Origin of the sequence: Acinetobacter sp. ANC 4216, from assembly GCF_004331195.1 — a bacterium.
Taxonomy (GTDB): domain Bacteria; phylum Pseudomonadota; class Gammaproteobacteria; order Pseudomonadales; family Moraxellaceae; genus Acinetobacter; species Acinetobacter kookii.
In genome coordinates, this window is sequence record NZ_SJOC01000013.1 from 86,053 (window position 1) to 106,366 (window position 20,314).

Consider the following 20,314-nt stretch of genomic DNA (forward strand, 5'->3'; position numbering starts at 1 on the left):
CATCTCCTTAATTACTTCTTTTGTTTTCTAAAATTGAAGTGACATCATCAGCACGCCCCCACGGAGCATTGATGTCTTCTTTTTTATTTAATATTTTTTTAGTTTGATTATGTTTATTTATATTGGGATCGCCCCCCGATAAATTTACATAATTATCTATATGTTTATTAGCGCGAACTATTGCTTTTAAAACATGACTTTCTAAAGCTCTAGATGTTGGATTTAATATTTTTAAACATTTTAAGGCTTCTTCTAAATCAGCTAATAACTCAGAACTATCGATTGATACATTCCAACGTTTTTCATTACCTTTATTCGCATCTAATGAAGCATTTAACTTTATTAACCATGCTTCCAAAGCTCTTTTTGCAACATATGGGTGATAATATCGCCCATCTGAAGCTAATACCCATTTAGAAAGAACTTTCTCTTCTATCTTCCCCCATTTTTGTCCTACACCAGAAAAATATTTTAGAAGCACACCATCATTAGGAAGACTAGAACAAGGAATTTGATGCCAACTTTTGAGCAATAAATTAAGAAATGCAACTTTTTCGACATAACTAAATGAAATCCATTCATGGCTTGATAAAAAATTATTTACTTCAATTGCAAGATAAGGAAATGAGGTTAGATCACATTTAGGTGGTACTAGAGGTGGTATTAATAGATCTGGTACTAGAGGTAAGATATCTTTCATTATTCATCTCCCTCAGCTTTACAGAGTTCTTTTATATCTTTTAATTTCCACCTTAAACGATTACCAATTTTGATTGGCTGAATTGGCCCGCTACCATCCATTGCCCACTTACGCAATGTTTGAGGTTTTAACTCGAAAATTTGGGCTGTTTGATTAGTTGTGAGTAATGCTAAATCATTAATCTCATCAATATTTAAATCATAACTATTCATAAAAATTTACCAACAACGTAAAGAAGTTATAAATAGTTTTGGTGAAAAATTAAGATAAGTAAAAAGATAAATATAAGAATAAATATATTTATAATATTTTATATTATCATACACTTATATAAATTAATTTATAACTCCACACACCTAAAGGATAATTATCCTTTTTCTGCAAATTGATTTTTATTTTTTAATATTTTTCTTACAGCTTTCCATGCATTAGCAAAATTATGGTCAATGTCTGCAAAGTGAAGAGTAAATTCTTCATCCGAAATGCTTTTACGAACTTTATCTTTTATTCCGTGCTTACCCTGTGGTTTATCATCTAAAAGAGCCTGATCTTCTTTACTTAAATCTTTATAAATTTTAATTAAAAATTCCTGACGCGCTTGTGTAGAGGTCGTACTTTTTTGTGGGTAAATATTTTGGTAACGATTAATTATTAAGAGAAATTTTTTGATTTTTACTATTGGAATAAAAAATTCAGCGGACTTTGAAGCAAACTGTTGCCATGATCCCAAATCATTTCGTTCAGCAAAACTTTCCTTCACAAGAAAATCTAAAAATTCACCCGTGATTGGATTTGGAAGCATTTCTGTTTCAATAATAATATTTTTCTCTGGTGAGGACATCTCACTTTTAAGGACTAGTAAAATAGACCGATAATATTTAATTATCTCTGCTTCAGAAAGTTGATCTACTTTATTTGACTCTCCTTGAATTTTTCTAAGTATTATTTGTAAAGCTGTATATACAGGCACTTTGGACAAACGTGTACTTAAACTTAAATAAGAAATTGAATCATTAATCTCTTGTCTTTCTATTTCTAGAATTCTTTCTTTATTTACATATATTTCTTGGGGATTTTGCAACCCAAAAGGATCATTCATATTGCTACCTATGTGCTACCTTTTTTGTTTTAATTAAAAAACCCCTTACGATTAGTACACGCAAGGGGTTGTTTTATATGGTGGGCCCAGACAGACTTGAACTGTCGACCAACGGATTATGAGTCCGCTGCTCTCACCGCTGAGCTATAGGCCCTTGATTTATAATGATATTTTAACATATACAATGTCTAATATCAATTAAAATGCTCTGTTGTAAATTAACAACTTAGAGTTGTTAATTTACAACTACATAAGTAGTTGAAATAAATACTTTAACTATAAAGTTGTGAAGCTTTAGGGCTTTACATCTGCTCTAACCAACTGAGCTATAGGCCCTATATTCTGAAAGCTTTATTTATCAATAATTTCAGACGAAAAGCATACTATCGAAGATTTTTTTAAAAGACAAGTCCTTTTGTTTATACCTGCACACTAACGCAACAATTTTGGACATCTTTCAAACGGCTATTATTCTTTCAATACACTCAACTCTTGCTTAGAGTGAATAAATCGTAAATTTATAGTCAAAGCCCTTCATAATAAGTATTTGAAACATTCCAATGAAATATACTGAACCAATGTCTTACACGAATAAATTAAGAAGAATGAACAATATTTAAGGAAATATAAAATTCAAAAAAATAGCCGGATTGATAGTTCACTCTCTCGACAGCCAACTTTTTAAATGAATGACGTTTGAATCCGCCATTTAAAAAATACTCAGACCAAATTTAGTCATCAATCGTTCAGCATTTTTGACATTCAAATCATGTGAAAAAGATGAATAAATTATACCTAAAAGATATTACTTTAATTTTTATTTAGATTGTGAACAGAGTATTTTTAAAATCTAAATAATGAATATTTTTAAGCTTCGACTGCAGAGCAATAGCTAAAGACTGCGTTCTTTTTGATCTTCAATGCGAATTTCGATCAAAGACCATACAACAACGAGCATAAACAAGCAAAATGCCAATAGAAAAGTCGAAACATACATCATTCTTTTCAATCCTCATTAAACAACTGTCCAAGTCAGACCATGTGTTTAAAAAATTTTATCTTCGACAAAAGTCTAATAGGTATCTTTTCATCTGACCAGTCATTATTGAGTCTTAATTTATATTAAATAATATCTTTTACATCTTTTTAATATCTTTTTATATATAAAAACAATTAATAGGCGTATTTTTAGAAACTATATCAAGCGTATTTATTTGGTCATTTTTAATGCATCGGTACTTGACTATATATACGAACAGGCAGAAATTAGCCCACTTTCATATTGTCAAATATCCCGCACATTTATGTTAAAAAAATTTATTGGTGAATCCGCATTTAAGCTTGCAGGATGGAAATATCAAGTTGAACCAGATGTACTTGAAAATAAGCAGGTTATTGTCGGGTTTGAACATACTTCCATGATGGATGCCGTGCTTTCACTGGCACTGTTCCAGATTTATGATATAAAAATTCATACCCTGATTAAAAAAGAATTATTTAAAGGTCCCATGAAACCTTTATTAGAGGCTATCGGTGGAATTGCTGTCGACCGAAAGGCAAATCAGGATATTGTTTCTCTTATGGTCGAGCATTTTCAGCAGAATGAGAGATTCAATCTGGTGATTGCGCCTGAAGCGACCCGGGCCAAAACAGGTGAAGCCAGAAAGCCCATCCGTACAGGTTTCTGGTATATTGCCAAAGCCGCTGGTGTGCCTATTGTTTTAATGTATGCCAATTCACAGACCAAACAAGGTGGCATTTTAGGCAAGATTTATCCAACGGAAATTAATCACGACTTGGCTTTATTAAAACAGCTCTACAAAGAAAAGGTAGGATTGGATATTACTATTCCAGAACCTCAAAACATTTCCGAAGATAAAAACTAAGCAGCATTTGTTTAAAAACTCAAAACTGAGCCCTTTCTAAGAAAAAAGGGCTTATGGTAGAATTTGCGCAATCTGATAGGCATAAGGCCAATCTACAAGGAGCATATTTCGCATGGCGGGTCATTCCAAGTGGGCTAATACTAAGCATCGTAAAGCAAAACAAGATGCGAGCCGCGCTAAAGTATTCACAAAATTCATTCGTGAAATTGTTACAGCTGCCCGTTTAGGCGGTGGTGATGTTGCGTCTAACCCACGTTTACGTGCTGTTGTTGAAAAAGCATTAGTCGCAAATATGACACGTGACACCATCAACCGTGCAATCCAGCGCGGTGTTGGCGGTGAAGAAAATGCTGATTTAAAAGAAGTCACTTATGAAGGTTATGGCGTAGGCGGCGTTGCCGTTATTGTTGAAACAATGACAGACAACTTAAACCGTACAGTTCCTGACGTACGCCACTGTTTCTCTAAAACTGATGGTAACTTGGGTACTGCGGGCTCGGTTGCTTATATGTTTACTAAACGTGGTGAGATTACTTTTGAAGATGTATCTTTGGAAGATCAAATCATGGACGTAGCTTTAGAAGCAGGTGCAGAAGATATTGAAGTTGATGAAGATGAAATCTTGGTCATTACCACTCCAGAAAGTTTCGGTACAGTTCAAGATGCTTTAGCCGCTGCCGGCCTTAAATCTGACAATGCCGAAGTTGTGATGAATCCATCAACAAAAGCTGAAATCACAGATATCGACCAGGCGAAAAAAATCATGAAGATGATTGATATGCTTGAAGATCTTGATGATGTTCAAAACGTTTATACCAACGTTGAATTTTCAGACGAAGTATTAGCAGAATTAGATGCTTAACGGTATTTAAAGCAAAAAACGCACCTTTGGGTGCGTTTTTTATGGGCTTTAAAACCTTTTCTATATATAGAACTGTGAACAAAACATAGGATAAGCTTTTAACTCAGATTCGATTAAGCAAGCCGCTACAATTCAGTACATTATATTCCTTAATCACAAAACTGGAATGTAATGCCACCACATGCTCAATTTTGCCAATCCGCTTTAAAAGAATTTCACTATAGTTTTCCATATCTTTTGCAACGACTTCAACAATAAAGTCAGCAGATTGGCCGGTCACCAAAAAGGCATTAATCACTTCAGGAATACTTTCCAGTTCTTCTAAAAACTTGGCGAACGTATCCGTGTCATGTTTATTTAAAGAAACCTGCAAAAGTACATGCAAGCTGAAACCCAACTTGGCATAGTTAATATCACGCTTTAAATGGGTCATGATATTGGCTTCAATCAGATGTTTAATCCGTCGATGCACTGAGCTCACAGAAAGGTTTATACGTTCCGAAAGTTCATTTAAGTTGACATCTTCATGACTCAATATTTCTAGAATCTGTTTATCGAAACGATCCAGTTCCATTTTATACTCTTTTCAATAATCTATAGATACGTAAAATATTACACTCTCTCTGTTATACAACAATTATTTATTTTTCACAAAATTTTAATATCCTGAAAATATTTTCCAAAAGCTGGTGAACACATAAGAGAAATTTTGCTGTCTACCTAGAAATTGATTAAAAATTAAATGCTCGAACAAAACAAAAGAATACAGTCATTTGATTTGCAATAATACGCGCGATATAGCGCGTATTTTTAGGTGTTCCTTTTAAACACCGCGCCAATCCACCCGTGCATTACGTTCGGTTTGATAGATGCGCAGCACATATTGTCCCAAGGGTAATGTCATTAGATGCTCTTTATATTGACGAAATTCTTCAGATAAGGTTTCACCCTGCTCTTTTTCCCAGGGTGTACCTGGAATTTCCAGAATGGGGGCAAGCATTGAACAGACAGCAATATCAGCAAGCCCTAGGCGTTCACCGACAAAATAACGTCCATGATTTTCAATCAATCTTTCATTTAAATTTTGGATGATACTGTCCATGTGCAGTTTAGATTCGGCCACCTTGTCTGCATTCAGTTGGTAACCTTTAGAAAGCAGGGCTCTGATAATCGGTTTGGAATATTTTTCAAACTGGCGTAAATAGCCCTTTTCACCAATCAGAATATCTAAAGACTCTTCATTTTCTGACAAAGTATGGGCCAGCCCCCAACGGCGCACATGTCTGCCCAGTTCGGTGGCAAGCCCATTGATTTCCAAAGCCAGTTGACGCTGCTGGGGATCAGCACGCAATAAAGAATGTTCCGGATATACCTCATCCAGATATAAGGCAATTTCAGTCGAGTCGGCAATCCAAAAATCTTGATCACGTAAAATAGGTAAACGGTTTTGTCCAGTTTTTAATTGGGCAAATGCACGATGCACTCCTGGAATCAGATTATGCGCCACATAATCCAACTCTTTATGATCGAGCAACCAGCGCGCTTTTTCACAAAAATGAGATAAAGGAAACTGGTATAAAATTCGCATAAAAACTCCGCGTTTATTTTTTTAGTTCTGCCAAGCCAAAACCATCTAATTCAGTCGGATACTTTAGTCACCCTACCCCGGAATTACAATGCGCTTTTTATTCAAAATATTATCTTGATCCTGTCAGTCATACACTTTTTATTTTTATACATTTTTTTGTCTTGATTATCTTTAAAGTAGATATCTCCCCATCAAAATCCTCCAACAAATTTCTTAAAAAATAAAATCATGTTGTTTTTTAAACATTTAATATATCCAAAATAAATAAAAATCTAGCAGTTTTTATTTTAAACAGGATTTTTCATAAGCTTTGCAAAAGCAATTGCTTAATTTTGAATTCGATTACTTGTAGCGTTTTGATATCGATTTAAGGTGTCATTATGTCTCGTTTAATTTCTGAAAATGTTCATGTGATTGAAAACGATCTTGAAGCTATTCATGCTGCTTATCATGTCGCAGATTTTGCTTTGGAAGGTCGCAATGAACGTGATCAACAGCGCTTGTTGCCTTTTGCTGAAATTGATCTGTTCAGCCAGAAAGGCTTAGGTGGAATTCGTATCCCAAAACAGTTTGGGGGTGCATTCGTTTCCAATAAAACGCTTGCCCATGTATTCCGTATTTTGAATAAAGCCGATTCCAGTGTGGGACAAATTCCACAAAACCAGATTGCGCTGTTGAACATGATCCAGATTATGGGTACGGAGCAGCAAAAACAGTTTATTTATCAAGAAATTTTACAAGGTAAACGCCTGGCCAATGGTGGCCCGGAACGCCATACCAAAGATACCAAAACCCTGGCGACTACGCTCACGATTGAAAATGGCCGCTATTTTGTCGATGGCGAAAAATTCTATTCGACTGGCAGCAGTTTTGCCCACTGGCTCGCGATTAAAGCCATCCATCCGGAAGGTCATGTGGTACTGACCCTCGTCAATGCTCAGGCTGAAGGCGTGAATGTGATTGATAACTGGAACGGTTTTGGACAGCGTACCACTTCAAGTGGCACGGTTAGACTCGACCATGTGGAAGTTGATCCGCTGCTGATTTTTGATGAACGCCTGCTTTCCAGCCAGCCCAATTACCGCGGTGCGTATTCACAGTTATTACAGGTGGCCATTGATGTCGGCATTGCTGAAGCCGCCTTTGCCGATACTGTTACTGCCGTGCATAAGGCCCGCCCGATTGTGGATGCACACGTGGACAAAGCCAGTTTTGAACATTACACCTTACAGGAAGTCGGCAAATCTTCAGTATTACTCGATGCAGCCATTTTACTGCTTGATGAAGCGGCTGAATATCTGGATGAACTGGATCGGCTGGAGTCGGTCACTGATGAGCAGGCAGCAAAAGCCTCTATTTTGGTTGCTGAAGCGAAAATTTATGCCAATGATGCAGCCCTGCACATTTCAGAAAAACTACTGGAACTTGGCGGTAGCCGTTCCAGCCTGAGTCAGCACAACCTGGATCAGCACTGGCGCAATGCCCGTGTACATACCCTGCATGATCCGGTGCGATGGAAATTGCATGCGCTTGGGGATTATTACCTGAATCATAAACTCCCTGCCCGCCACGCCTGGATTTAAGGACACTGCCCATGACTTCATATCAAAATATTCTTCCTTTTCAATCGGAACAACTGGCGCATGCACACATCATTCAGTCTGATGCAGAGGCGCTGGAAATTGCACATAATTTAGCGGAACAGTTCAAAGCTGGAGCCATGCAGCGCGATGCCGAGCGTATTCTCCCATTTGAAGAAATCGAAGCCTATAGCCAGTCTGGACTCTGGGCAATCACGGTACCGAAACAGTATGGCGGTGCAGAGGTCTCTAGCTATACCGTCGCGCAAGTCATTGCACTGATGAGTGCTGTAGATGGCTCTATTGGACAGATTCCGCAAAACCATTTTTATGGACTGGAGATCCTGCGTAACAACGGTACGGAACAGCAAAAACAGAAACTCTATGCTGAAGTGTTAAAAGGCGCACGCTTGGGCAACGCCCTGGCCGAGTTTAAAACCAAAACCGCTGCACAACGCCAGACCGCAATACGTAAAACCGATCAGGGCTATGTGATTAATGGCGAAAAGTTTTATTGCACCGGCAGTTTATTCGCGCATCGCATTCCAACACTGGTGGTCGATGAGCAGGATCAGCAGTTTCTGGCTTTTGTTCCGCGTAATAGCGAAGGTCTGACTTTAATCGATGACTGGAGTGGTTTTGGACAACGTACCACAGGTAGCGGCACAGTGAAATTCAACAATGTGCGGGTGCTGGCTGAAGATGTGGTGCCATTTGATATTGCCTATTCAGAACCCACCCTCTCGGGTCCGTTTGCACAATTGCTGCATGCCTCGATTGAAACCGGGATTGCCCGTGCCGCCTTTGAAGAAACCTTAAAGCGTGTGCGTCAGGCCCGGCCGTGGATTGACTCAGGTGTAGATCAAGCCACCGATGACCCACTGACCAAATTCGAACTGGGCCGAATTGTGGCCGATGTGCGCGCCTCTGAAGTGTTATTGAAACAGGCCGCCCGTTCAATTGATGCCGCCAGACCTGCACCGACAGCAGAAAATGTCGCCAAAGCATCCTTAGATGTGGCCAAGGTTCGGGCACACAGCACCGAAACAGCCTTAAAGGCATCCTCCAAACTGATTGAACTGGCCGGTAGCCGCGGCAGCCAACGAGAAGATGGCCTGGACCGCTTCTGGCGCAATGCCCGCGTACACACCCTGCATGATGCATCACGCTGGAAATATTATTTCATTGCCAATTATTTATTGAATGGCGTTCTGCCTCCACGTCGGGGAACCTTGTAATGACAACAACACCACAATCTGTACCCAAGAAAATCTTACTGAATGCTTTTGACATGAACTGTGTCGGCCATATCAATCACGGATTATGGACCCATCCGCGTGATGAGTCACACCGCTTTAATGAGCTGAGTTACTGGACAGATTTAGCCCAAACTCTGGAACAAGGACTGTTTGATGGCCTGTTTATTGCCGACATTACCGGGGTGTATGATGTCTATCAAAACAATATCGACCTGACGTTAAAAGAATCGATTCAGTTGCCGAGTCACGACCCCAGCACTCTGGTTTCTGCCATGGCTGCTGTGACGCAAAACCTTGGATTCGGTATTACCGTCAATTTAAGTTATGAATCGCCTTATCAGTTTTCCCGTCGTTTTGCCAGTATGGATCATCTGACCAATGGCCGTATTGGCTGGAATATTGTCACCGGTTATCTGGACAGCGCACAGCGATTAATTGGTGAAAAAGGCCTTAAAGACCACGACCTGCGCTATGAACAGGCCGAGGAGTTTTTACAGCTTTGCTATAAGTTCTGGGAAGGCTCCTGGGAAAATGATGCAGTGCTCAAAGATAAACAAAACCGTATCTTTACCGATCCGGCCAAAGTACATCAGGTCAATCATCAGGGCCAATTTTACCAAAGCCAGGGTGTGTTTCAGGTTTCCCCTTCCATTCAGCGCACCCCGGTATTATTTCAGGCCGGTGCTTCACCGCGTGGAATGGCCTTTGCCACCCGGCATGCGGAAGGCATGTTTATTGGTGGAGATCAACCGGAAAAAATCAAAAAACAGGTCGATCAGATTCGTCAGCAAGCCATCAATCAAGGACGCAATCCTGAAGATATTAAAATCTTTGTCGGCATTACTGTGGTGACTGCGGAAACCGATGAACTGGCGCAGCAAAAACTGGATGAATATAAAGCTTATGCCAGCCCTGAAGCGGGTCTGGCGCATTTTTCCAGTTCCGTCGGCATTGACCTGTCCAGATTTGCCGATGATGAGCCTATTCCTTACCAGCAAACCAACAGCATTGCTTCGGTCAACAACAAGTTTAAAGAACAGCGCATCAGCAAAAACGACTTAAAAGCCCAGCATGTATTAGGCGGCCGTTATCCGCTGATTGTCGGGAGTGGCGCCACTGTGGCGGAAAAACTGATTCAGCTGATTGATGAAACCGGCATTGATGGCTTCAACCTGACCCGTACCGTTGCGCCTGAATCGCACCATGATTTTATCCGTCTTGTGATTCCTGAATTGCAGCAGCGTGGTCGCTATAAGACTGAATATGAACCAGGCAGTTTAAGACACAAACTGTTTAATCAGGGAGACCGCCTATCGAACTCACACCCAGTTCAGCAATTTCGATGTCCAAGCTCCGCCTCAACTTCGAATTCCAACTTAAAGCAAAAACAATCCGCATAAATTTTGAGGTGCAACATGGCACAAACAGCAAAAACCAAACTGACCATTATTGGGGTCATTATTGCCGCCGTCATTATTGGACTGGCGGTCTGGAATCAACAAAAGAAATCCGCTTCGGATGAACTGGTGATTGGCATCAGCCCATCCTTTGCCAAGCCTTTACAGGTGGCAGCAGTCGAAGCCAAACAGCAAGGCCTGAACGTGAAACTGGTGGAATTTTCCGACTGGAACACGCCCAACATTACCCTGAATCACGGTGATATTGATGCCAACTTCTTCCAGCATCAACCCTTTTTGGATAATGCCAAAAAAGAAACTGACTTTAAGATCAAAGCCTTTGCCAAAGGTGCAGCCACGCATGTGGGTCTATATTCCAAGAAAATCAAAAGCTTTGATGAGTTAAAAGATGGCGCCAAAGTCGTGGTTCCAAACGACCCTGTCAACCAAGGTCGTGCTCTACTGTTATTGCAACAAGCCAAACTGATCACCCTGAAGAATCCTGAAAATCATTTATCGAGCCTGAAGGACATCGCAAGCAATCCGAAAAAATTGCAGTTTGTTGAAGTGGAAGGCCCGCAAACCGCACGTGCCATTGATGACGTCGATCTGGCTTTTGGTTATCCGCACTACTTGCGTCTGGCAAAAACGGCTGATCCTGAACAGGCGCTGTTATTTGACTCTAACACCGACACCCGTTATGCCATCCTGTTTGCCGTGCGTGAAGATTATCAAGATAAAAACGACAAGCTGAAAAAATTTGTCGAGATCTATCAGAACTCGCCAAAAGTGAAACAGGCTCTGGATGCTGATTTCGGTGCCAAACTCTGGTTCCCGGGCTGGAAATAAGGATTTAAATCATGTCTCAAGTTTCCAAACTGAACCTTAAAAAACTGCTGATAGGTCTCACTATCCTTGTCATCATTGCAGGATTAATAACCTATCGTTATGTGCAAAACCCGCAACAGGATAATGTCCTGACGATTGGTATTAGTCCGCCTTATGCAGAACTATTACAGACAGTTGTAAAAGAAGTAGAGAAAGACGGCATTCATGTCAAACTGGTGGAGTTTTCAGACTGGCAGGCTCCCAATGTTGCGGTACAAAATGGCGATATTGATGCCAACTTTTTCCAGCAAAGCGTGTTTTTAAAGAATGCGATTCAACAGACCCGTTATGACCTGCATGCTTTCGGCATCGGCAGTGGCAGCCATGTCGGTTTGTATTCCAAGCAATATAAATCCTTAGAGGCCTTGCCACAAAATGCACGTGTGGTGATTCCCAGTGATCCTGTGAACTCGGCTCGTGCATTGATTTTGCTGCATCGTGCAGGCCTGATTCAAATCAGAGATATCCATAATGAGCTATCAACCCTGCAAGATATTGTGACCAATCCAAAACAGCTTAAATTTTTAGAAGTGGAAGGTCCGCAAACGGCTCTGGCCTATGACGATGCCGATTTGATTTTTGGTTTTCCGCATTATTTAAATATGGCGAAAAAAGCCGATCCTCACAGTGCCCTGTTTTTAGACCCGGTGGACAAGAAATACGCCATTCTTTTTGTGACCCGAAAAGATTATGTCGATCACGATAAAAAGCTCGAAACCTTTGTCAAAGCTTTCCAGAACTCTGCAAAAGTAAAAACAATTTTAGACCGGGATTTTGGTACAGGCATGTGGTTTGAAGGCTGGAAATAAGGTGAATACTATGGTGAGTTTTGGTTCTCAGGTGGACTTTTCCGTCCCGCATATCAAGATCAGAAACCTGAACAAATATTATGAAGTACAGGGTAAATCGGTACATGCCTTGAAAAACATCAACCTGGATATTCCGGAAGGAAAAATCTTCGGGATTATCGGCAAAAGTGGTGCAGGCAAATCTTCCTTGCTGCGCACCTTAAATGGTCTGGAACAGATCAGTGAAGGACATATCCACATTCACCAGCAAGATCTGGCAGAACTGAAACATGCTGAACTGATCCGGCTGCGTCAGCGCATTGGCATGATCTTCCAGCATTTTAACTTGATGTCTGCGAAAACCGTCTGGGAAAATGTTGCCCTGCCGCTGAAAGTTGCAAACTATCCAAAACATGAAATTGAAACGCGGGTCAATGAAGTGTTGCAATTGGTCGGGTTGGGCAATAAAGCGCAGAATTATCCTTCGCAGTTGTCTGGCGGGCAGAAACAGCGCGTCGGCATTGCCCGCGCACTGGTGCATCATCCGGAAATTTTACTCTGTGACGAAGCCACCTCTGCCCTCGACCCGGAAAGTACTTCTGTGGTGCTGTCCCTGCTCAAGGAAATCAATCAAAAGCTCGGCATTACCATTGTGCTGATCACGCATGAAATGCAGGTCATTCGTGAAATTTGCGATCAGGTGGTGGTGATTGAACACGGTGAAATTGTCGAAGCAGGTGAAGTGTGGTCGGTCTTTTCTAATCCGCAGCAGCAGATTACTCAGGAATTGCTGAATCTGGAACAACTGGAATTGCCTTTTGCGCTAACGCCAGAGATTATTGCTGACAGCTCACATAGCATTTTAAAACTGCGCTATGCCTCCAGTGTTCAGCACGCCCCGGATTTAAAAGTGATTTTCGAGCAGTTCGATTATCCGGTTCATCTCTATCAGAGTCATATCGACAGCATCCAGAACCATCTGGTCGGCAGTTTTATTGTCGCTATCCCTGATCTGCATATAGATACCAAACTGCTCCAGCAGAAATTAAAACAGTACATCGCACAGATTGAGGTGATTGGCTATGCACGACCAGCTTATTGATTTATTACTGACTGGCACAATCGACACGCTATTGATGGTCGGCGTATCCGCCATTGTGGCTTTTCTGATTGGCTTGCCTATCGCGATCATTTTGGTCAGCACCTCCGAACATGGCATCTATCCATCCAAGCCTATTAATCAGGCTTTGGGCTGGGTGGTCAACATTACCCGTTCGGTACCGTTTTTAATTTTAATGGTGGCGCTCATTCCACTCACCCGCTGGATTGTTGGCACCAGTTATGGGGTCTGGGCCGCGGTGGTACCTTTAACCCTGGCAGCCACACCGTTCTTTGCCCGTATTGCAGAAGTCAGCTTACGCGAGGTCGATCAAGGTCTGATTGAAGCCGCCCAGGCGATTGGCTGTAACCGCAAGCAGATCATCTGGCATGTGCTGCTGCCTGAAGCCCTGCCCGGGATTGTGGCCGGTTTTACCGTGACCCTGGTGACCATGATCAACTCCTCGGCAATTGCCGGTGCCATTGGCGCAGGCGGTTTGGGCGATATTGCCTATCGTTATGGTTATCAGCGTTTTGACATGCCGATTATGCTTGCCGTAATTGTAGTGCTGGTGATTCTGGTCATGCTGGTGCAGGCCACGGGCGATACCCTATCCCGTCAGCTGGACAAACGCAAAATTTAAATCCCTATCCATTTTAGGAGTTTTCAACAAAGCATCCAGCCATGACCTGACTTTGTCATGGCTTTCATGTAAAATCAGCGGCAATTTTTAAATAACACGTTGTGAGTCATTTCATGGGTTTTAATTGCGGTATTGTCGGCTTGCCGAACGTTGGTAAATCTACACTTTTCAATGCATTGACTAAAGCTGCTATTGCTGCAGAAAATTTCCCGTTCTGTACCATCGAACCAAACACCGGTATCGTGCCTGTACCTGATCCACGCTTGGACAAACTGGCTGAAATTGTCAATCCGCAACGCGTGCTTCCAACCACCATGGAATTTGTAGACATTGCCGGTCTGGTTGCCGGTGCCTCTAAAGGCGAAGGTCTGGGTAACCAGTTCCTGGCCAACATCCGTGAAACTGATGCCATTGCACACGTGGTGCGTTGTTTTGAAGATGAAAACGTGATTCACGTCAATGGTAAGATTGACCCGCTGGATGATATCGCGACCATCAACACGGAACTTGCACTGGCTGACCTGGAAACTGTGACTAAAGCGGTTACGCGTCTGGCTAAATCTGCAAAAGGCGGCGACAAAGATGCACTTGCCACCAAAGCCGTTCTGGACAAAATCCTGCCTTTACTGGATGAAGGCAAACCTGCACGTGCAGCCAATCTGGATGATGATGAACGCAAACTGGTACGCGGTTTCGGTTTAATGACTTTAAAACCGACCATGTATATTGCCAACGTGGCTGAAGACGGTTTTGAAAACAACCCGCATCTGGAAGCTGTTAAAAAATTGGCCGCTGAAGAAAATGCGATTGTGGTTCCACTGTGCAACCAGATTGAAGCTGAAATTTCACTGCTTGAAGATGAAGACCGTGCTGAATTTTTAGAAGCGATGGGCATGGAAGAACCAGGTCTGAACATCGTAATCCGTGCCGGTTACAGCCTGCTTGGCTTACAGACTTACTTCACTGCGGGTGTACAGGAAGTTCGTGCCTGGACCGTGAAAGTCGGTGCGACTGCACCTCAAGCAGCCGGTGTAATTCACACGGATTTCGAAAAAGGCTTTATCCGCGCTGAATGTATTGCTTATGACGACTTTGTACAGTACAACGGCGAAGCTGGCGCGAAAGAAGCCGGTAAATGGCGTTTGGAAGGCAAGACTTACGTGGTTCAGGACGGTGACGTGCTACACTTCCGTTTTAACGTTTAAGCCATTCTGACCTTTCAAAACAGCTTAAAAAGCCAGCATCATGCTGTAATGCCAGTCAGTTAAGAAATTGACTGGCATTTTCTTTTTTAAAGTCATGATTATATTTGACATGTGGAAAATTCATCCGCAACTGTTTGAGGCATGACTACATTAAAAAATGATTGTTTCTGCGACAAATTTGCTAGTTGATGGTGGCTGACGAGTTTTGCGGATGACAAATGCCTTTGGTTACTTTGGGCGAAACCAAAGTAACAAATGAGCTGAAACAGTTTGATTTAAAACGGCAAGACTCCGCCGTGAATTACTTAAAAATTAAAAAGTCTATTTCTAAACTCCTTAACTGATCAGCATTAAGTATGATGCTGGCTTTTTTATGTCGAACTTTTTCAGTTCAGGCTTACCGTCTGGGCATCCATTGCAGCACGTTGCTTGCGTGCTTCTGCCAGCATGCGTTGCTCCAGCTCTTTTCGAAATCCGAACATAAACACCATTTCAGCCAATACAAATAAAGGCCCGATTGCCAGGCCAATCACATCATCCATAAAAGCCGGTTTTTTCTTTTCATAAAAATGGCCCACAAACTGGAATACCCATCCCACCACAAAAATGCCGATACTTAAGCTTAACCAGACCACCGTATCCAGCTGGGCAATCCTGTAAGCGAATGGATAAGCAAGCGCGTAGATGAGCAACATGATCAGGCCAAAGATGCGGTCCAGGCTGAGATAATACAGCGTACTGGCAAGCAATAGCCCTAAAGCCAGCGTCAGCTCAACACCTGAAATGATCACACCGGCACGTGCAGTCAGGCAGATAATGGAAAACACAATCAATGGAATGCCAATAAAATGGGTATAAATATTTTTCTGGTCCAGATGATATGCTGCATACTGGCTCAGCAGCTGTTCTAATTTGGTCATGACCGTTTCCTTGTTAGACTTATATTTTCATTTCACTATATAAAAAAATACCCGGACAAGTTGTCAGCTAGCCGACAACTGACATTAAAAAAGGAATAACAATGCTCGAACCGGTTTATATCGATCATTTACAGCAGAATGTATGGTTTGCACAATTGTCAGCCGAATTTAAGCAGTTCATTATCCAGCATGCCGTGCAGCAGCATTTTGACAAGGAACAAGCGATTTTTCATGCCGGTGATTCATTTAATGGCATCTATGCCGTTTTAGAGGGTGCCGTTCGCCTGGGCTATATTGATATTCATGGCAAAGAATCGGTGGCTGCCATTGTTGAACCGATTATGTGGTTTGGCGAAATCTCGCTGGTCGATGCCCAGCCCCGTTCCCACGATGCCATTGCCACGCAAAAAAGCCTGATCCTGCATATTTCCAGTACCGCCCTGCAATCACTGCTGCAACAGCATCCGTTTTTTTGGTATCACATCGCGCAATTGACCAGTCAAAAGTTGCGCTTTGCTTTTCTGGAGCTGATTTCCATTCAAACGCAAAGCATCAGCCAGCGTTTGGCACAGCGTTTGATGTTTATTTTAAATGGCTATGGCAATCATTTAAGTATTGAAAAGAATGTCATTCATTTATCTCAGGAACAACTGGCCCAAATGCTGACCTGCTCCCGGCAGACCATCAATCAGGAACTGCAAGCTTTGGAACAGCAAAATATATTGCGCCTATCTTTTAAGAAAATTGAGATTTTGGATGTAGCGGAACTGCATCGCATCGCGCATGCCTTTCCCAATCTTTAAATCGGAACATGAAGGAAATTTTAAACCATGAAAATAATTCAGCGATGTATCCCGTTGCGGTATCAGCTGTGTTTCGGTCAAGCCTGACAGGTGAATGACTTACCGGATGACGCATTTATTTTATTTATCGTGTTTATGAACGTAATTGACACACATTGACATCATCAAACCCATTGGTGCATGGCGCAACTTCATATTCATTGTCCAACGACGCCTGGATGGCCTGTAGCAGCTCTGCAGCTGTGGCAACATCACTTAAAGCACTCAAAACGACAGCCATACTTATTGATAAAAACACTTTATTTACCATCTTTATTACTCCTGATTCTTTTAAAGTTAAATAAATTTTGAATTTATTTAAATAATATTATGTAATAATCACATATTATTATAAACATTTTATCATTTTATGATAATTTAATATTTTTATCAGGTTATCACTTTATCTTCTTACTCATTCTTTAAAGCTATAAATAAGAACATGTTTAAATATTTAAAATATAAAAAAACGAGGCCATGGCCTCGTTTGCTTTGCATTTAAACGCCGATCTTTTTCGGGTCGGTATTGCCCAACTGCGGATGCTCAATCGCACCTTTACATTGCTGTTTATCACGTTCGTAATCGGCCTGCTTCTGCGCCACTGTACTTGATTGCTCCATCGTCTCACGTGCCCAGATTTCCAGACTGGTCAAGGCTTTACGACAGAGTGCATATTTACCTTCAGTCACCGAATCAGTCATTTTGACATTAATGCGCCAATCGGTGCTGAGCTTGCGTGCAGGTTTACGGACCTGTTCTTCTAATACATCCAGTTTTTTGGCATAGACCAAACCATCCACCTTGTTAATGAATGTCCAGGCTTCATGCGCATAAGTGGTGGCATCATTGGTCAGTTTGGGTGCGGGTTTAATTTCAGCTTTTTCTGTTTTTTCGCCATCATTTCCACAAGCCTGCAGCAAAACACTACTGCACAATAAAGAAACGATCAGCATTCCACGTGTCTTCGACATCAACATATCAGGCTCGCCTCGATAAACAATTCGGCACTATGCTAGTGAATTCGAGTACAATACTCAATCATCATTTGACCTGCTGTTCAACTCTCCCGCAAAGGTGTGTCGTGTCTGAGCACAAAACTCCTCCAGTTCAAGCTGCTGGCTTTTGGCAAGGTGCTAAAGACAGTCAAGCCATTATTTTTACTTATCTTCCCGTTTCCTTTGCTTTCGGGGTTTCGGCCAGCCAGTTTGGTTTTAGCTCCTGGGAAGCGCTGTTTTTATCCTGCTCGATGTATGCCGGTGCCAGCCAGTTTCTGGTTGTCGCCTTACTGGGCAGTGGCACCTCCATCTGGATGACCGCCCTCACCGTCATTGCTTTAGATATTCGACATGTGCTTTACGGCCCAGCCCTACAAAACCTGATTCAGGACAAGCTGAATTTAAAGAAAACTGCCGTCTGGGCCTGGGGCCTGACCGATGAAGTGTTTGCCTCGGGCATGATTAAACTGTCGCAACGCCGTCAGGAATGGTCAGAGTCCTGGATGCTGGGCTTAAGCCTGTTTAGCTGGATGTCCTGGGCTTTAGGTTCTTTCCTGGGTGGATTGTTCGCCGACCAGGTCAGTGCCTTGCCGCAGTTTTTACAGGCCGCACTGGATTTCCTGCTGCCGGCTTTATTCCTGAGCTTCCTGCTGGCTGCCTTTGAAAAGAAACATACTTTTATTGTCACGGTCTGTTTAATTGTTTCCGCGATTGCCTGCTATTTCATTAATTTGTCTGCAGCCATTTTTATTGGGATTCTATCCGGCATTCTGGCCGGCTTATTTAAGCACTATGTTTTAAAACAGCATGATGATGTACTGGGAGAAGCCCATGAATCTTGAAATTATTCTGGTCGGGATTATTGTCGGGATTGCCAATTTTGCTTCGCGTTTTGGTCCTTTTTATGTCATTCAGAAAAGTCGGCAAAACGCTCAAAAGCGTGGCTCGGTCTGGATCAGAATTGCTTTAGGCAGTATTGGCATTGCCGCTATCAGTTCCATGCTGGTGGTGGCGACACTTCCGCCACTCATGGAAAACCCGAATAAAAGCTTTGCCATGCTGGTCGGTTTTTTAACCTTAGCCGGGCTATATTTTAAATTCAAGAAGATTGTTCCGGCGACTTTAACCGCTGCGCTGGCCTATGGCGTGATTTATACTTATCTGCCGGTTTCATTTTAAACCCTGTATACAAGTCCCTCTTTTATAAAGAGGGATTTAGGAAAATTTTTAAAGCACTTTATAAATAAAATTGTTGGACAATATCATTATTTTATGTGAATCCGGGCTTAATTCGGCAATCAGTTCTGCTATGCTAAAAGTCCATAAAATCAAGCATGGATGATTTACATGAGCGTGACTATTGGTACTCCCCTTCAAACTTCTGCCTTTAAAGTTTTGCTCTTAGGCTCAGGAGAATTAGGTAAAGAAGTGGTGATTTCTCTACAACGTTTAGGTGTAGAAGTTCATGCTGCTGACCGTTATGATCATGCTCCTGCGATGCAAGTTGCCCATTATGCATATACCTTGAATATGGCAGATGCCGAAGAACTCAAACAACTGATCCAGCAGGTTAAACCTGATTTAATTGTGCCTGAAATTGAAGCCATCGCAACTCAGGTTCTGGTCGAAATCGAACAACAGAATATTGCCACCGTCATTCCTTCTGCCAAAGCCGTCAACCTGACCATGAACCGTGAAGGCATTCGCCGTCTGGCTGCCGAAGAACTGGGCTTGCCGACCTCAGCTTACCGTTTTGCCGACTCGCTAGAATCATTCCGTGCAGCCTGTGATGACATTGGCTATCCCAACTTTGTCAAACCGGTGATGTCTTCTTCCGGTAAGGGACAATCACGCGTCAAGAACTTTGATGAAGTGGATGCGGCCTGGGAATATGCGCAAACCGGTGGCCGGGTCAATCAGGGTAAAGTGATTGTCGAATCGCAAATCGACTTCGACTTTGAAATTACCCTGCTCACGGTACGTGCCAAAAATGCGGAAACATGTGAAATTGAAACGCAATACTGCGACCCGATCGGACACCGTCAGGACTCTGGCGATTATGTCGAAAGCTGGCAGCCTCAGGCCATGACAGCGGCGGCTTTGGAAGAAGCCAAACGCATTGCGCATAAAGTCACAACAGCTTTAGGAGGCTGCGGTATTTTCGGCGTGGAACTATTTGTCAAAGGCGATAAAGTATGGTTTAGTGAAGTCTCTCCACGTCCGCATGACACAGGGCTGGTCACCCTTGCATCGCAATTCCAGAGCGAATTTGAATTACATGCACGTGCCATTTTAGGCCTGCCGGTAAATACATCTCGTCATAGTGTTGCAGCCAGTGCTGTCATTTATGCAGGCGTTGATGACACCAATCTGTCTTTTTCTGGCTTAAATCTTGCTTTAGCCAATCCAGACACCGATTTACGCCTTTTTGGTAAACCCGAGGGTTTTAAACGTCGTCGTATGGGGGTTGCAACTGCACGTGCTGAAACAACAGATCAGGCGCGTCAACTTGCCCTAGAGACGGCGTCTCAAGTCAGTGTTCAACAAAACTAAACCTGCCAC

Annotated in this window: 22 protein-coding genes and 1 tRNA gene; 14 read left to right on the forward strand and 9 right to left on the reverse strand. The window is 42.3% G+C overall.

What is annotated here, in order from left to right; all coding sequences use genetic code 11:
* Positions 1-7: 7 nt before the first annotated feature.
* The 4 genes from E0H88_RS11780 to E0H88_RS11795 form a co-directional block, all read right to left on the reverse strand.
* Entirely contained in the window at positions 8-700 is a 693-nt protein-coding gene (locus tag E0H88_RS11780) for a DUF1376 domain-containing protein (protein WP_131274301.1), read from the reverse strand.
* Positions 700-912 (reverse strand): helix-turn-helix transcriptional regulator, encoded by a 213-nt coding sequence (locus E0H88_RS11785; RefSeq protein ID WP_131274302.1) that lies wholly within the window; start codon positions 910-912, stop codon positions 700-702. Before E0H88_RS11785 ends, E0H88_RS11780 begins: the two co-directional genes overlap by 1 nt.
* 155 nt (positions 913-1,067) lie before the next feature.
* On the reverse strand, positions 1,068-1,799 hold the full coding sequence (locus tag E0H88_RS11790) for a hypothetical protein (RefSeq protein ID WP_131274303.1): 732 nt from the start codon (positions 1,797-1,799) through the stop codon (positions 1,068-1,070).
* A 78-nt stretch (positions 1,800-1,877) separates the two neighbouring features.
* A tRNA-Ile gene (locus E0H88_RS11795) sits at positions 1,878-1,953 on the reverse strand.
* 1,150 nt (positions 1,954-3,103) lie between these two features.
* On the opposite strand from E0H88_RS11795, the gene E0H88_RS11800 reads away from it, so the two are divergent.
* Together E0H88_RS11800 and E0H88_RS11805 are read left to right on the forward strand one after the other, a co-directional pair.
* Positions 3,104-3,685 (forward strand): 1-acyl-sn-glycerol-3-phosphate acyltransferase, encoded by a 582-nt coding sequence (locus E0H88_RS11800; RefSeq protein WP_131274304.1) that lies wholly within the window; start codon positions 3,104-3,106, stop codon positions 3,683-3,685.
* Between the two features lie 112 nt (positions 3,686-3,797).
* A complete protein-coding gene (locus tag E0H88_RS11805; RefSeq protein WP_131274305.1) occupies positions 3,798-4,547 on the forward strand; it encodes a YebC/PmpR family DNA-binding transcriptional regulator in 750 nt (249 codons plus the stop codon).
* 103 nt (positions 4,548-4,650) lie between these two features.
* Here E0H88_RS11805 and E0H88_RS11810 read toward each other — a convergent pair whose 3' ends face one another.
* Together E0H88_RS11810 and E0H88_RS11815 are read right to left on the reverse strand one after the other, a co-directional pair.
* The gene (locus E0H88_RS11810) at positions 4,651-5,121 is read right to left on the reverse strand and encodes an Lrp/AsnC family transcriptional regulator (RefSeq protein ID WP_131274306.1); all 471 of its coding nucleotides are present in this window, start codon (positions 5,119-5,121) and stop codon (positions 4,651-4,653) included.
* A gap of 249 nt (positions 5,122-5,370) precedes the next feature.
* A complete protein-coding gene (locus E0H88_RS11815; protein ID WP_131274307.1) occupies positions 5,371-6,135 on the reverse strand; it encodes a glutathione S-transferase family protein in 765 nt (254 codons plus the stop codon).
* 380 nt (positions 6,136-6,515) lie between these two features.
* On the opposite strand from E0H88_RS11815, the gene E0H88_RS11820 reads away from it, so the two are divergent.
* From E0H88_RS11820 to ychF, 8 genes are all read left to right on the forward strand, one after another.
* Positions 6,516-7,718 (forward strand): SfnB family sulfur acquisition oxidoreductase, encoded by a 1,203-nt coding sequence (locus E0H88_RS11820; RefSeq protein WP_131274308.1) that lies wholly within the window; start codon positions 6,516-6,518, stop codon positions 7,716-7,718.
* Between the two features lie 11 nt (positions 7,719-7,729).
* Positions 7,730-8,953: an SfnB family sulfur acquisition oxidoreductase gene (locus tag E0H88_RS11825; RefSeq protein ID WP_131274309.1), complete on the forward strand. Its 1,224-nt coding sequence runs from the start codon at positions 7,730-7,732 to the stop codon at positions 8,951-8,953.
* Positions 8,953-10,374 carry an LLM class flavin-dependent oxidoreductase gene (locus tag E0H88_RS11830; RefSeq protein ID WP_131274310.1) on the forward strand — a complete coding sequence of 474 codons (1,422 nt, stop codon included), beginning with the start codon at positions 8,953-8,955 and terminating at the stop codon, positions 10,372-10,374. Before E0H88_RS11825 ends, E0H88_RS11830 begins: the two co-directional genes overlap by 1 nt.
* A gap of 15 nt (positions 10,375-10,389) precedes the next feature.
* Entirely contained in the window at positions 10,390-11,220 is an 831-nt protein-coding gene (locus tag E0H88_RS11835) for a MetQ/NlpA family ABC transporter substrate-binding protein (RefSeq protein WP_131274311.1), read from the forward strand.
* Positions 11,221-11,231: 11 nt separating this feature from the next.
* Positions 11,232-12,068, forward strand: coding sequence for a MetQ/NlpA family ABC transporter substrate-binding protein (locus E0H88_RS11840; RefSeq protein ID WP_131274312.1), 837 nt, complete (start codon positions 11,232-11,234; stop codon positions 12,066-12,068).
* A 10-nt stretch (positions 12,069-12,078) separates the two neighbouring features.
* Positions 12,079-13,149, forward strand: a complete 1,071-nt coding sequence (locus tag E0H88_RS11845; protein ID WP_131274338.1) for a methionine ABC transporter ATP-binding protein — start codon at positions 12,079-12,081, stop codon at positions 13,147-13,149.
* Positions 13,130-13,789: a methionine ABC transporter permease gene (locus E0H88_RS11850; RefSeq protein ID WP_131274313.1), complete on the forward strand. Its 660-nt coding sequence runs from the start codon at positions 13,130-13,132 to the stop codon at positions 13,787-13,789. Before E0H88_RS11845 ends, E0H88_RS11850 begins: the two co-directional genes overlap by 20 nt.
* A gap of 113 nt (positions 13,790-13,902) precedes the next feature.
* Positions 13,903-14,994: a redox-regulated ATPase YchF gene (gene ychF, locus E0H88_RS11855; protein WP_092819286.1), complete on the forward strand. Its 1,092-nt coding sequence runs from the start codon at positions 13,903-13,905 to the stop codon at positions 14,992-14,994.
* Positions 14,995-15,380: 386 nt separating this feature from the next.
* Here ychF and E0H88_RS11860 read toward each other — a convergent pair whose 3' ends face one another.
* A complete protein-coding gene (locus tag E0H88_RS11860; protein ID WP_131274314.1) occupies positions 15,381-15,914 on the reverse strand; it encodes an Mpo1 family 2-hydroxy fatty acid dioxygenase in 534 nt (177 codons plus the stop codon).
* A 101-nt stretch (positions 15,915-16,015) separates the two neighbouring features.
* Between E0H88_RS11860 and E0H88_RS11865 the strand changes: the two genes are divergently transcribed.
* Positions 16,016-16,717, forward strand: coding sequence for a Crp/Fnr family transcriptional regulator (locus tag E0H88_RS11865; protein ID WP_131274315.1), 702 nt, complete (start codon positions 16,016-16,018; stop codon positions 16,715-16,717).
* A 133-nt stretch (positions 16,718-16,850) separates the two neighbouring features.
* On the opposite strand, the gene E0H88_RS15940 is transcribed toward E0H88_RS11865, so the two are convergent.
* Complete coding sequence (locus tag E0H88_RS15940; protein WP_165493314.1) at positions 16,851-17,015, reverse strand: hypothetical protein; 165 nt, start codon at positions 17,013-17,015, stop codon at positions 16,851-16,853.
* Between the two features lie 239 nt (positions 17,016-17,254).
* Positions 17,255-17,734, reverse strand: coding sequence for a hypothetical protein (locus tag E0H88_RS11870; protein WP_131274316.1), 480 nt, complete (start codon positions 17,732-17,734; stop codon positions 17,255-17,257).
* Between the two features lie 104 nt (positions 17,735-17,838).
* Between E0H88_RS11870 and E0H88_RS11875 the strand changes: the two genes are divergently transcribed.
* The 3 genes from E0H88_RS11875 (at position 17,839) to purT (ending at position 20,305) form a co-directional block, all read left to right on the forward strand.
* Positions 17,839-18,594, forward strand: coding sequence for an AzlC family ABC transporter permease (locus tag E0H88_RS11875; RefSeq protein WP_131274317.1), 756 nt, complete (start codon positions 17,839-17,841; stop codon positions 18,592-18,594).
* The gene (gene ygaH, locus E0H88_RS11880) at positions 18,584-18,931 is read left to right on the forward strand and encodes an L-valine transporter subunit YgaH (RefSeq protein ID WP_092819281.1); all 348 of its coding nucleotides are present in this window, start codon (positions 18,584-18,586) and stop codon (positions 18,929-18,931) included. The genes E0H88_RS11875 and ygaH overlap by 11 nt, the downstream gene beginning before the upstream one ends.
* Before the next feature lie 159 nt (positions 18,932-19,090).
* Complete coding sequence (gene purT, locus E0H88_RS11885; RefSeq protein WP_171458695.1) at positions 19,091-20,305, forward strand: formate-dependent phosphoribosylglycinamide formyltransferase; 1,215 nt, start codon at positions 19,091-19,093, stop codon at positions 20,303-20,305.
* Positions 20,306-20,314: the final 9 nt, after the last annotated feature.